Here is an 11,992-nt window from a genome sequence, read left to right as displayed (position 1 = left end):
ATGACCGGATCGGCCGCGATGGACCTGGTCACCTGGATGAAGGCGGAAGCCTTGCCGCTCTGGGTCGAACGGGGCTGGGACAAGACATACGGCGGCTTCGTCGAGGAACTGGCCCCGGACGGGAACCCCTCCGACGTCCCCTTCAAGCGGGTGCGGGTCCAGGGCCGTCAGCTTTTTTCCTTCTCCACGGCGGCCCTTCGCGGCTGGCATCCCCAGGCCGCCTCCCTGGCCGACCAGGGTTTCGACTATCTCAAGGCCCACGGCAGGAACAAGGACGGGGTCTGGGCGCGGCGCCTGAACCGCGACGGGTCCCTCCTGGACCCCGAAATGGACCTCTACGACACCGCCTTCATCGTGCTGGGGCTCACGGCCTATCACCGTCTGACCCAGAAGCCGGAGGTCTTGGCCCTGCTCGAAAGCACGCTCCTCATGGTCCGGGCCAACCTGTCGGCCGTCGCCGGGGGATATCATCAGTCGAAAAGCGACCGTAAGTTCATGCGCCAGAACCCCCACATGCATTGGTTCGAGTCCATGATCCTGGCCTTCGAGGCCACGGGCGACCGGCGTTACCTCGTCGAGGCGCAGGCCCTTTACGGCCTGGCGCGGGACCGGGTCATCGACGGGAAGACCGGGGCCCTGCGGGAGCTTTTCGACCTGCGCTGGAAGCCGGTGCGGGAAAGATTCCGCATCCTGGTGGAGCCGGGACACCATTACGAATGGGCCTGGCTCCTGGCGCGGGCGGGGAAGCACATGACCGTGGACCCGTCGCTGGGCCCCAAGATCTGCGGCTTCGCCGACCGTTACGGCGTGGACCCGGCGACCGGGATGGTCTTCGACCAGGTCTCGGCCGGCGGCAAGGTCACCCAGCGGACCCACCGGCTCTGGGTGCAGACCGAGGCCCTCAAGGCCTGGATGGTGCGAAGCGACGTGGGGGAGGAGGCCCGGACCCGGCGGATCGGGCAACTGGAGGCGGGTGTGCTCCGTTCCTATTTCGACCGCGAACCCCGCGGCTCCTGGGGCGACCGGCTGGAGGCGGGTGGCAGGCTCCTACCCGGACCTTCCCCGGCCAGTTCCTTCTATCACATCCTGATGTGCGTGGCCGAGTTGGCCGACTGGCGCTCTTCCAAGGCTTCCTGAAGGAACGGCGGGGCCCCCATTGTGCCCTCTCGGACCCCATGCGAGGATGGACCCATGACCGAGATACCCGAGAACCTCCATATCGATCCCCAGGAACTGACCCTCATCGACGGGTTCCGGCAGAGCCGGAACACCTCGGTGCTGACCATCATGTTCACCGATATCCAGGGCTTCACCCGCCTCACCGAGGAGAGGGGCGACGCCTATTCCAACGAGGTCCGCAGGACCCATGACGGCATCCTGGGCCCCATCATCGAGCGCGGCGGGGCCGGCCGGATCATCAAGCACATCGGGGACGCGGTGATGGCGGTCTTTTCCGAACCCTCCACGGCGGTGGCCCGGGCGCTGGAGATCCAGGAAGCCTTGAGGCGCTACAACGATTCCCGCCCCGGCGAACCGCCCCTCTTGGTGCGCATCGGCCTGCACATGGGCCAGGTGACCGTGGAGGACAAGACGGACCTGGACGTCTTCGGCCGCCATGTGAACCGGGCCTCCCGGGTGGAGGGCCTGGCCGAGGGCGGGCACATCTATATGACCTACAGCGTCTTCGACTCGGCCAAGGGCTGGATGGCGGGGCGCAAGCAGGAGGCGGACTGGGCCGATCACGGGAGCTACCAGGTGAAGGGGATCGACGAGCCCCTGGAGATTTATGAGGCCTACAAGCCCGGGGGGATCGAACCCCAAAGGCCCAAGGGCGGCCGCCGCCGCTCCGACATGCCCCACCTGCTCCCCGCCCTGGGGTTGGTGTTGGCCGGGGCCCTGGGCGTCCTGGCGTTCCTCTTCTTCCACGGCCCCACGGTGAACTTCGAGGACCTGGGGGTGCGCACCGACACGACGGACGTCATCCTGGACCATAAGACCAGGCTCCAGTTCGAGGGCCAGCCGGGGGACCATTTGCGCCGCTGCCTGACCAAGATCGGGCCCGGCCGCCACCTGATCCACTACGACGTCAGCTATATCACCCGCTATTATTCGCCCATCACCGTGGCCTGGGGGACCAATATCCTCAAACCCCATTTCGAGTATTTCGGCATGCCCGGCCTGGAGGCCCAAATGGGGTTCGAACCCAAGGGCAAGAACGAACGGACCTTCACCAACAGCACCGATTACGCCACTTATGACGACACCCTGGAGCGGCATGACCACCGGGCGATCCTGACCCTTTCCTTGAAGGCGGCCTCGGGGGACGGAGCGCCGGCGGCCGCGGGCGTCAAGCCCCACCGGACGCTCGATTGGACCTTGGAGTGGACCGTCGCGGTGGACAGCGCGGTGGTGTCCTCGGACAAGCTCATGGTGGAGCACGACCCCGCGGCCGCGGAGCCCACCGAGGGGAAAAGGGAACTCTGGGGCGACGCACGGCACAAATACGTGCTCTCCTACCGCCTGTCGGACACCTATGCCCAGGCCGGGATCCAGGCGCAATACTCCGAATACAAGTGACCCGGGCTCCTTCCGCGGTGATCGCCGCCGCTTAAACCCAAAGTCCTCTCGCATCAAGAAAAATCTTCACGCGGGATCCGCGAAAATCATTTTGAGGTCGGGGAGGGAAAAATTCAGTGCTACGATGAAGCTATATCTCACTGGGAGGTGATCCCTAATGGCGAAGAAGAAAAAAGCCGCTAAGAAGAAGGCGACGAAGAAGAAAAAGCGCTAACGCCAGTAGGACGAAGGGGCAGCAACATCGTCCCTTTTAGATAGGAACAAAAAGGCCTTGGTCGAAAGACCAGGGCCTTTTTGTTTTTGGAGGGAAGTTACTTGGCGGCGGCCGGTTCGATGCCCAGGACCTCGGCGACCTTGGCCTTCAGGACGGCCAATTCCACCGGCTTCTGGATGAAGGCGGCCACCTTGTAGCCCTTGTTGAGGAAGTCGTCCTTCAGGTCCTGGTATTTCCCGGAGACGATGATGACCGGGAGTTTGGGGAACTTCTCCCGGAGCAGATGGAAGAGGTCGAAGGTGTTGGCCTCGGGCATGGCCAGGTCGGTCACCAGCAGGTCCACCTTCTCGGCCTGGATCTCGGCCATGGCCTCGGCGGCGTTGGTGCTGGTGAGGATCCGGTATCCCTCCTGGGCGAAGGCCTTCTTATAGAGGGTCATGATCTGCGGATTATCCTCGGCAAAAAGAAGGGTGAAGTCGGAAGCCTTCATGGCGAACCTCCGGGTCGGTGATGGGACGAATGACCTGATGATACCCGCAAGCCCGGGGGAAGGGAAAAGGTCCCGGCAAAAAAAGGCCCGGGGGTCCGGAAGCTGCCTAATTTGCTTCTTTTTTTGGCCTTGGACGGGGACCTAAAAGGGTCAAACCGCGTCCGGGCCGCTCGGGTTCCCCTCCAGGGTCCGGCGGACCGCCGTCACCAGTTCCTCGAGGGTGAAGGGCTTCTGCAGGAACCCCGCCTTCTTCTGGCGGACATGGAGGCGGACCAGGCCGTCGCTGGCGGCGCCCGACATGTAAAGGACCTTCAGGTTGGGGTTGATGGTCGTCAGGTAATCGGCGTATTCGCCCCCCGTCAGGCCGGGCAGGTTGATGTCGGCCAGGAGAAGGTCCACCAGGCCGCCGCGTAGGCGCACGGAAGCGTTGCTCCCCACTGAATCCTCGGCGTGGATCACCGAATAGCCCTGGGCTTCCAGGGCCTTCTTCACCACCAGCCGCAGGCCTTCATCGTCTTCCACCACCAGGATGGTCTTGGAGGTCGTCATGGTCCGCCTTGAGAGGACCCGGGCCGGGAGGTATGCCCCCACCCGGTCTTTGGGTCATTTACCGAACAACACCGTCATCTTGGCCTTGGCCAGGGCGCGATGGTGCCGCCGTCCTTCGCGCCATTGCTCTTCGGATCGAAGGCATGGGTTACTTGGGCCATGTGGAAAGTGGCGCCATTTTAAACGAGAACGGGCGTGGAAAAAATCCATTAAAATGGCTTTGCTATCGAGCCTGTCGGATATGACATGAAAATCGTTCGAAAGGAAATCCTATGGCCACTATCCATTGCCCCAAGTGCAACGCGGAGATCTCGAGCCTTAGCTTGGCCTGCCCGGCCTGTCAGGCCAGTCTGCCGAGTGCCGGTCCGATGGCCGCCCAGCACGCGGACCCCGGCACCTTCTGGGGCAATTTTTGGGGGGTGATGACCGATACCCGCTCGACCTTCCAGTGGATCCTGGATGGCCCCGACGGACGCCACGTTTGGACCTTGCTTTGGGTGATGCAATTGGCCGAACTCCCCGGAGTGTGGATAGAGAAGGGGCCCTTGGTGGCCCTGTTCATGACCCTCCTCGGCGTTCCCGTGGGCTATTTGATGCTCAAACTCTTTGCCTGGCTTTATTCCCACATCGGCGCTTTTTTGGGTGGAAGTGGGAGCCCCCAAGCGCTCTTCAAACAGGTCACTTGGTGTCTTGCGGGCACGGTCCTGGTCGATCTTTGCAACCTGTCCGGCAAGCTGTTCAATTCCCCCCTCTGGCACGGGGTCTGGGTGGTCGTGGCCTTCGGGGTGGGGATCTGGGGGCTCATCGTGAACTTGATCACGCTCTCCATGGCCCATCGGTTCTCGATGTGGATGGCCTTTTGGACCATTGTCCTCACGGTCGTTCTCGTGGGTGGGGTGATCCTGGCCTTCCTTCTGTTGATCGGGTTCTTCCTGGGGGTCCACCTCCTTTGAGGGGGACGGTCCAAGCCCTGGGCCATACGGCCTGGATCACCCTTCTCTTTTATATCTGCCAGAACTTGGTCCTGCGTTGGACCGAGAGGGCGGGCCTGGGGCCGGACCCATCCATCCTGGTCTGGTGCCTGCCGTCGGTCCTGCTCATCCTGGCGACGGTCCTGCTGACCCGGCGGCTCCGTGCCCAGGGATGGAAGGAAAGCCTGGCCTATCTGGGCTTCAAGGCCGTGACGGGGCAGAGGCTGGGGCTGGGGTTCGTTCTATCCGTTCCGGTCCTGGTCGGATATGGGGAGGGCTACGTCGCCTACGTCCACAAGGGATTCTCCATGTCCCTTTTCCCCCAATGGCCGTTCCTCCTGGCCTGGTTCCTGGTGGGGACCTTTTTCGAGGAACTGGTGTTCCGGGGATTCCTTTTCCAAAATTTGCGCGAGCGCTGGGCCTTCGGGCCGGCCGCCCTGGTCTCCTCCTTCGCCTGGGCCCTGGCCCATTTCGGGAACGCCTTCCTGGGGGCCCATGTCCGGTTCCTTTTCCCGGACATCCTCGTCTTCCTACTGGGGCTCACCGGGGCCTATGTGTTCGAGCGCTCCGGGAATTCCATCCTGCCCTGGATGATGGCCCACCTGGCCATCAACCTCGTCGGGTTGGTGAACATCGGGAACGCCGGGCTCTTCCTCACGCCCCTGGGCGCGCCCATCGGCTACCTCTTCGGGGGCGAGATCCTCTGCCTTTTGATCGCGGTGCCGGTGACCCGTCGCCTTACCGCCGACCTTATGGACCGGAAGGGAAAGGCCGAAAGATAGACGTGATGAAGAAGGGAGAATTCCTTAAAATGTCGGCGTATCGGCCGGTACATTATTTAGGGAGCCTCTCATGAAACGTTCTCTCGCGCTGGGTCTGGTCCTTTCGATCCTCTTCAACTCCCTTGCCCTTGCGGCCGACGTGGTGAAGCCCGCCGCTTCCCCCGGGCCGGAAACCCCGAAGTCGAGGTCCAAACATTCCCCGAAGCTCCCCCGATTGACCCCGATCGGGGTGCAGGAAGGCGGGGACGAGAAGAAACCCCACCGGGAATATTTCCACGATGGGCTCCAGTTGACCTCCTACCGGCAATTCCAGGATGTGATCGGACCCTTGGGCGACCCGGAAGCGGACCGGCTGATGAAGGCGGCGCAGGGGAAGCAGGGCCTGTCGACCGTTCTGGACGTGGTCGGCGGGGGCTTCGCCCTGGGAGGGCTGGTCTATGAGCTGACCGCCCAAGGGACCTCGACGACCACCTATCCTCCCTATGGTCCCCCCTTGACCAGCACCGCCCCTCCCGACCCGGCCCCGGCCATCCTGTTGACGGGGATCGGGGTCCTGAGCGCGGCCATCGGGATGATCGTGGACGGGGATGGGGCCCATTACCGGGACCAGGCCGTGGACCGTTACAACAGCTTGGTGGGGGAAGGGTCGGGCGCCCCGGAAAACCCTTCTTCAGGTCCCAAGGGAACGGCCCCGACCCCGACGTCCCCGATCAGCGAAAAGGACGAACTGGGCCCTCCGCCGCCTCCGCTCGTGGAAACCCCGGGGAAGGGTCCCCGGACCTTTGGTTTCGCCTTTTCCCCGGGCCTGGCCGTCCCCTTGGGCGGCAAGACCACCCAGGAATATCTCCCGGGGCTCAGCTTCGAAGCTTCCTTTTCTTTCGTCCTGGATCCCCATTGGACACTGGACTTGGAAGGTGGGACCGAAGACCATCCGATCAACAGCGACTATCTCGCCAACCTTTACCAGCAGGATTATGGGACCCCGCTCCCTGCCGGCACCACCTTCCAAGGCGGTTGGTCCTATATCCCGGTCCGCCTTTCGGCCCGTTATTCCTTCCCCACCGGGAGTGGCGCCGTGACCCCCTATCTCTTTTGGGGCGCGGGGGTGGCTTTCCACTCGGCCCAGATCACCACGAGCTACAACGGACAGAGCGTCACGACCTCCGTTTCCGAGAACACCTTCCTCCTCAGCCCGGGTCTGGGGGTTGCGGTCAAATGGGGTCCGGACCGGGAACTTTTCTTCCAGGGGAGGTTGGACATGACCTTCATGTCCCAGGACGGCCAGGACACGATCACCCTGAGCGGCAACGGGATGACCGGGCAGGCCAAGGGGAACCTTTCGGATGATGGGACCGCTCTTTTCCTTCCGCTCCAGGTGGGACTGAGGTTCTGGCAGTAAGGGGCGCCGCCTCGGGTGCCGGAAAAAGGCTTGAAACACCGGTACAAATCCGGAGGGTCCCGGAAATTTGTCAAAGGGTGGGAGAGGGGTTATCCTTGAGTCTCTTGAAACGACATTCTTTCGAGGAGCCCGTCTTGAAACGTTCTTTTTTCCTGTTGGTCTCGATCCTTCTCGGCACGCTCTTGAGCTCTTGTACTTCCGTCTATGTCCCGGGGACCGGCAATCCCGGTAATCCCGGCGGTGGCGGGGGCGGGAACCCCAACGGGCCGATCTTCGACGGAGGGATCACCCGGCAGACGAGCGTCTCCTATGGTGTTACCACCGTGAGCACCCAATGTCAGCTCCTCATCCAGTCACCCGGTGGCGGGCCCTTGGCCGCTTCCGGAGTGACCTTGATCGCTCCCGGTAATGTCCATGTTCCCGTCGCGGCGGTCACGACCGGTACCTATATGGACCCGGGTACGGGATGGACCTATCAGCCGGGCCAGACCTATACCCTCCAAGTCCTGATCGGATCGACCCTTTATACCGCCTCGATCGTCGCGCCGGGGAACATCACCATCCCTCCTTTCACCTCGCCAGGGCCCATCGTCTGGACCAAGGCCGGGAACCGGGATAGCGTCCGTGTCACGAACTTGAGCACCTATTCCAACACGCTTGTCGGACCCTATCCCCCCGCCGCGTCGGGGCAGGTCAGCACGGCTTCCTCGAGCTATTTCCCCAACAGCGGGGATTACACCATCGACGTGACGATACTGGAACAGGACGCGGGGGTCTGGGGGAACAATGCCTATCCGGTGGCCTTGATGAACGCCACCGACCGGTTCGCCGTGACCTCCACGAAATAAGCCGGGCTCCAATCCAAAAGGGCGTGGGGATCCCACGCCCTTTTTCTTTTGGGGGGACAGGAGCGCCGAAAAAGCCAGGAGTAAACGAAAGGCCCAAAAATCGCCCCCCTTCGGACGAGGCCGGGGTATAGTTTCAACGTTCGATCAGGCAAACCCCCTTGGAGTTCCCCATGAAGTCCCGCTTCCTCCTTCTTCTTGCCGCCGCCTTCCTTCTTTATGTCCCCGTCCCCGCCAAGGCCGCACCGGGTTCCGCCGTGCTGACCTCCGTTTCGGGCAAGGTCACGGTGAGGCGCAAGGGGAAGACCGTGGTCCTGCACCGGGACGCCAAGGTCCATGAGGGCGAGACCCTCGCCACGTCCCAGGATTCCAACGCCACCCTGCGCTTCTTCGACGGCTCCGAGGTCCAGGTGAAGCCCGGAACCAAGTTCACCCTGGTGAAGGTGGAGAAGGACGGGCCCGAGGACAAGGTCCTCAAGTTCAAGCTCCTCTTGGGCCGCCTCTTCGCCTCCGTCCAGAAACTCTCCTCCTCCCGCTCTTCCTTCGAGATCGAGGCGGGCGGGGTGGTCTGCGGCGTGCGCGGCACCCAATACGAGGTGGGCTACGACGGGCAGGAGAAGGTGGACCTCTTCGTCAAGGAAGGGAACGTCTGGGCCAAGGCCGGAGGTTCCATCTTCCAATATGGAGCTGGCAGCGAGAGCCATTTTCGGGGAGGCCACCTCGACATTCCCAGGAATCCGGGGAATGGACGGGACCATGATAAGAAAGGGAAGGGCCATGAGCCGCCCGGGCCGCCGCAAGGCCGCCGGGACCAGCCCCCCGGCCCCCCGAACCGTTTCGATCCCTTCATGGGCATGGGCGGCAACCGGCCCGATCCCTTCAAGCCCCTGACCGGCGGGACCTCCGACACGGGCACGATCGGCAACAAGGCCGGGGACGCGAACCTGCAGGGGCTCGGGGCCCACACCGTGATCCTGTTGCTCAAGTATCCGGAACAGTGAGGCGCCCATGAAAAAGACCCTCTTGGCCCTCCTGCTCCTCGCCTCTCCCGCGGCGGCCGAAAGCCTCCAGTTCCAGCTGGGCTATGTGTTCGATTCCTGGAGCAGCAACTTCATCTATTCGGGGACCGAGCACCGGATGCCCGCCTCCCTCCGGCTGACCACCGGGGACTTCGGCCTTTCGGCCGAAGGGGCCTTCGTCTCGGGGGATTACCAGCGCACCGAGGGCGGCGGGCTGGACGCGGGAAGCTTCCAGGCCAGCCAATTCTCGGACACCACGCTCACGGCCTCCTGGGACATGAAGGCGGGCCCTTCCCTGGTGTCGAACCTCACCGGGAGCGTCCAATTCGCCAGCGGGGACACCACCTGGGAGGCCAACTCCTCGGTGGCGGCCATTCCCTTCATCTTCGAACCGAGCTTCTACCATGGGCGCGGATGGGGCGGCAGTCTCTTCTGGTCGATCGCCTCCACCGACGAGACCTTCAACTGGGGCGCGGGCGCCGGTTATCTCCTGACCACCACCTACAACATCGGGTCCGTCGACCAGGGCACCTTCAACCCCGGGGATTCCCTGGTGGCCATGGGGGGCATGGGAGGGCGGCTGTCCCCGACGGGCACGATCGGGATGCAGGTCTTCCATACCTTCGCCTTCGAGTCGAAGGTCACCGATCCGCTGTCCCAATTCACTTCGGCGGAGAGCACGGTCTTTACCGGCCAATGGCTGGAGAAGATGGGCGGGGACAAGTTCTCCCTGAACGCTTCCTATAGTTTCTACGGCCGGGGTTGGGTGGCCGACCCGGTGACGGGGGACCAGGTGCGGGAGGACGAGAATTTCCTGGGGGACCGCCTGGAACTGAGGCCTTTCCTGGGTTGGGCGGCGGGCCCGGGGGTTTCCATGATGACCGGGTTGGTCTGGGACCGGATCTTTCCCAACGGCTATGACGCCACCGTCCCCCTGTATTACCAGGCGGGCGGCGATCTTTTCGGTGTGGAGCAGGGCGTGACCTTTTCCATGGGGGGCGGGACCTTCCTGAACCTGGTGGGGCTGTACCATCTCGTGATCAATGAGAAGGCCGCCACGGACCAGGTGACCGGATCCCTTTACGACGTGGCTTATCACCGCGTCAGCTTCGGCACGAATGTGGGGTTCCAATGGTAAAAAAGACCTTTCTAACTTTCGCGGCGGCCCTGGTCCTGACCCTGGTCGGGTGCAACCAGTTGCCTTCCAGCGCCCGGCCCAACAATGCCTCCGGGCTCACGCTTTCGGTGCCGGCCCCTGAGGGGATCTCGTCCAAGTTCACCCTGCTCACGCCGGTCCTCCTTTACCGGGTGGTTTCGGCCTCCGAGGTCTTCAGCGGATCGGTCAGCTATAGCCAGTTGGCCAGCCTCAACGGCCCCCTGAACCTCAACTTGCCCCATGACGGCCGCTGGCTGATCTCCGCCGAGTGGCTCTTGAACGGCCTACCGGCCCAGATCGGGGCGGGCGTGGTCACGGTCAGCGGCAATACGCCCTTCGCCCTGGAGATGGGGAGCCTGAACAGCACCTGTTACATGGCCACGATCGCCAATCCCGGCTCCAACGCGGGTGTTCCGGATACCTTCAATTTCGACAACAACGTCGTCGCCTACTCGCCGGTCTCCCTCGGCCCCACGCCCGACATCCAGGCCCTTTGGAGTTCACCAGTCACTTCCATGTACCTCCAGGCCTATCCGAGCCCCCAACCCAACATCGCCTACCTGGGCACGGGCCATTGGGTGGACTACACGGCCATTCCCCCCTCCACGGTCTTCTACAACGACAGCCTGGCCGCCAAGCAGGCGGCGTTGGGCCCCGCCGCCGTCATGGAAGTGGACGACGTCTATGCGGTCAAGCTCTCCGCCACCACCACCGCCTGGCTCCAGGTCCGGGACGTGGTCAATGTCGGAGCGACCTATGTTCAATTCGATTTCCGTCTGAACCGCCACGGATTCCCCTATATGAAGTTCGACGTCACGGCCTTTGGGGACACGAACTGCAATACCAGCGGCAATATCCTTTACTGAAGCCTTGACGGAAAAGGCCGGGTCCCCAAGGGGATCCGGCCTTTTTTGTTGGGATGTAAAACCCAGGGTGCCAATGCTTTTTTGGCGTCGAGCCCCAAATGCCGCCTCCCTCCAAAGTCCCGGCGTGGGGCTGCGCTGGCATTGGTACACCCAAACCGGCGCTTCGGCGGGTGGCCTCAGCGCAGGGGTTGTTCAGGGGCAAAACTCATTTCCGGGAAGGGGTTGGGGGAGGCTTTGCGGGCGAAGTCGTAGTAGATGACCACGGCCTGGGCGGCGTCGTACATCCCCGTGTTGTAGTGGAAGTCCACCTGGTAGGTCGGATGGGATTCCCGTTCGCCCATGCCGGTGCCGGCGACTTCCTTTTTCTCTTCCTCCATGGCGCGTGGTTCGGCGCAGTCCATGGCGTTGTGGGCCGGGGCGCCGGAGGCTTGGGCCGAGGCGCGGCTCTTCAAGGCGCCGTAGGGATAAGGCCGGTAGGAATAACGATAGACAGGGTGGTCGGCGTAGTAGCGGTCCAGTTCCTCTTGGTCCCAGAAATAAGCCGCCCCGATGACCCCGCAGTTGGCCGCCAGGTCCTTGCCCGTCCGGTCCCCCATCCACTTGGCGTAGGTCTTGGGCTTGTCGGTGAAGAAGAAGCGGCGGGCCTCGCCGCCGGAGACCTGCCAGCCGGGGATGGTGATGGTCCCGTAAGGGTCGATGATCCATTTCTGGCCGTCGGAGACGCCGCTGGGCTTGCCCGAGATGGAATTGAGCCCGTCGACCGTCAGGTTCACCGCCACCCGCACCGGGAGGGGATTGTATAGGCGGACCGAGTAGCGCTCGCCCTTTTCCGCCGCCACGAAGGGCCGACCGTCGCGGCTGGATTCGCTCTTGACGCCCTCGTCATCGCTCACGATCTCCACCCGGAAACCGAAGGGGGAATGCTGGGTGTTCCGGGTCAGGTTCCCGTCCTCCCAGATGGACTGCAGGTACTTCACCCTGAAATTCTTCACGGCGGCTTGGGCTTGGAGGGCGGTCAAGAGGACCACCCCGGCGGCGAAAAGGGCTTTAAGGCGCATGGCGAGACTCCTTGGGTTATTTCTCCTACCTTCACCCCATCGGACCCCGCCCCTGGAAAAAGGTTC

12 protein-coding genes are annotated in these 11,992 nt (G+C 63.2%); 9 read left to right on the top strand and 3 right to left on the bottom strand.

Translation table 11 applies throughout. From position 1 onward, the window contains the following. Window positions 1–1,137, top strand: coding sequence for an AGE family epimerase/isomerase (locus VHE12_00225; GenBank protein HVZ79203.1), 1,137 nt, complete (start codon window positions 1–3; stop codon window positions 1,135–1,137). Between the two features lie 54 nt (window positions 1,138–1,191). Then, entirely contained in the window at window positions 1,192–2,577 is a 1,386-nt protein-coding gene (locus tag VHE12_00220) for an adenylate/guanylate cyclase domain-containing protein (GenBank protein HVZ79202.1), read from the top strand. Between the two features lie 311 nt (window positions 2,578–2,888). On the opposite strand, the gene VHE12_00215 is transcribed toward VHE12_00220, so the two are convergent. After that, window positions 2,889–3,281: a response regulator gene (locus tag VHE12_00215; protein HVZ79201.1), complete on the bottom strand. Its 393-nt coding sequence runs from the start codon at window positions 3,279–3,281 to the stop codon at window positions 2,889–2,891. A 150-nt stretch (window positions 3,282–3,431) separates the two neighbouring features. Continuing rightward, a complete protein-coding gene (locus VHE12_00210) occupies window positions 3,432–3,830 on the bottom strand; it encodes a response regulator (GenBank protein ID HVZ79200.1) in 399 nt (132 codons plus the stop codon). A gap of 272 nt (window positions 3,831–4,102) precedes the next feature. Here VHE12_00210 and VHE12_00205 point away from each other — a divergent pair, with 272 nt between their 5' ends. The 7 genes from VHE12_00205 to VHE12_00175 all read left to right on the top strand — a co-directional run bounded on the left by VHE12_00205 (window position 4,103) and on the right by VHE12_00175 (window position 10,868). Beyond that, window positions 4,103–4,783: a hypothetical protein gene (locus VHE12_00205; protein HVZ79199.1), complete on the top strand. Its 681-nt coding sequence runs from the start codon at window positions 4,103–4,105 to the stop codon at window positions 4,781–4,783. Then, window positions 4,780–5,583, top strand: a complete 804-nt coding sequence (locus VHE12_00200; protein ID HVZ79198.1) for a CPBP family intramembrane glutamic endopeptidase — start codon at window positions 4,780–4,782, stop codon at window positions 5,581–5,583. Before VHE12_00205 ends, VHE12_00200 begins: the two co-directional genes overlap by 4 nt. A gap of 70 nt (window positions 5,584–5,653) precedes the next feature. Further along, on the top strand, window positions 5,654–6,982 hold the full coding sequence (locus VHE12_00195; protein HVZ79197.1) for a hypothetical protein: 1,329 nt from the start codon (window positions 5,654–5,656) through the stop codon (window positions 6,980–6,982). A 134-nt stretch (window positions 6,983–7,116) separates the two neighbouring features. Next, the gene (locus VHE12_00190) at window positions 7,117–7,830 is read left to right on the top strand and encodes a hypothetical protein (GenBank protein ID HVZ79196.1); all 714 of its coding nucleotides are present in this window, start codon (window positions 7,117–7,119) and stop codon (window positions 7,828–7,830) included. Between the two features lie 170 nt (window positions 7,831–8,000). After that, window positions 8,001–8,828 carry a FecR family protein gene (locus tag VHE12_00185; protein ID HVZ79195.1) on the top strand — a complete coding sequence of 276 codons (828 nt, stop codon included), beginning with the start codon at window positions 8,001–8,003 and terminating at the stop codon, window positions 8,826–8,828. A 7-nt stretch (window positions 8,829–8,835) separates the two neighbouring features. Next, the gene (locus VHE12_00180; protein ID HVZ79194.1) at window positions 8,836–9,984 is read left to right on the top strand and encodes a hypothetical protein; all 1,149 of its coding nucleotides are present in this window, start codon (window positions 8,836–8,838) and stop codon (window positions 9,982–9,984) included. Continuing rightward, a complete protein-coding gene (locus VHE12_00175) occupies window positions 9,978–10,868 on the top strand; it encodes a hypothetical protein (protein ID HVZ79193.1) in 891 nt (296 codons plus the stop codon). Before VHE12_00180 ends, VHE12_00175 begins: the two co-directional genes overlap by 7 nt. Window positions 10,869–11,044: 176 nt before the next feature. Here the strand turns inward: VHE12_00175 and VHE12_00170 are convergent, their stop codons facing one another. Continuing rightward, window positions 11,045–11,926, bottom strand: a complete 882-nt coding sequence (locus VHE12_00170; GenBank protein ID HVZ79192.1) for a hypothetical protein — start codon at window positions 11,924–11,926, stop codon at window positions 11,045–11,047. Window positions 11,927–11,992 lie beyond the last annotated feature (66 nt).

The organism is bacterium (genome assembly GCA_035549195.1).
Lineage (GTDB): Bacteria > Oederibacteriota > Muellerivitia > Muellerivitales > Muellerivitaceae > DASZRK01.
Note: the sequence above shows the minus strand (reverse complement) of the source record. Positions and strands in the feature narration are given on the sequence as shown.

What these genes read in the sequence shown, in the direction of transcription:
- VHE12_00170 (HVZ79192.1), bottom strand. Translation starts at nt 11,926, where the DNA reads ATGCGCCTTAAAGCCCTTTTCGCCGCCGGGGTGGTCCTCTTGACCGCC.
- VHE12_00210 (HVZ79200.1), bottom strand. Translation starts at nt 3,830, where the DNA reads ATGACGACCTCCAAGACCATCCTGGTGGTGGAAGACGATGAAGGCCTG.
- VHE12_00195 (HVZ79197.1), top strand. Translation starts at nt 5,654, where the DNA reads ATGAAACGTTCTCTCGCGCTGGGTCTGGTCCTTTCGATCCTCTTCAAC.
- VHE12_00175 (HVZ79193.1), top strand. Translation starts at nt 9,978, where the DNA reads ATGGTAAAAAAGACCTTTCTAACTTTCGCGGCGGCCCTGGTCCTGACC.
- VHE12_00220 (HVZ79202.1), top strand. Translation starts at nt 1,192, where the DNA reads ATGACCGAGATACCCGAGAACCTCCATATCGATCCCCAGGAACTGACC.
- VHE12_00205 (HVZ79199.1), top strand. Translation starts at nt 4,103, where the DNA reads ATGGCCACTATCCATTGCCCCAAGTGCAACGCGGAGATCTCGAGCCTT.
- VHE12_00180 (HVZ79194.1), top strand. Translation starts at nt 8,836, where the DNA reads ATGAAAAAGACCCTCTTGGCCCTCCTGCTCCTCGCCTCTCCCGCGGCG.
- VHE12_00185 (HVZ79195.1), top strand. Translation starts at nt 8,001, where the DNA reads ATGAAGTCCCGCTTCCTCCTTCTTCTTGCCGCCGCCTTCCTTCTTTAT.
- VHE12_00225 (HVZ79203.1), top strand. Translation starts at nt 1, where the DNA reads ATGACCGGATCGGCCGCGATGGACCTGGTCACCTGGATGAAGGCGGAA.
- VHE12_00215 (HVZ79201.1), bottom strand. Translation starts at nt 3,281, where the DNA reads ATGAAGGCTTCCGACTTCACCCTTCTTTTTGCCGAGGATAATCCGCAG.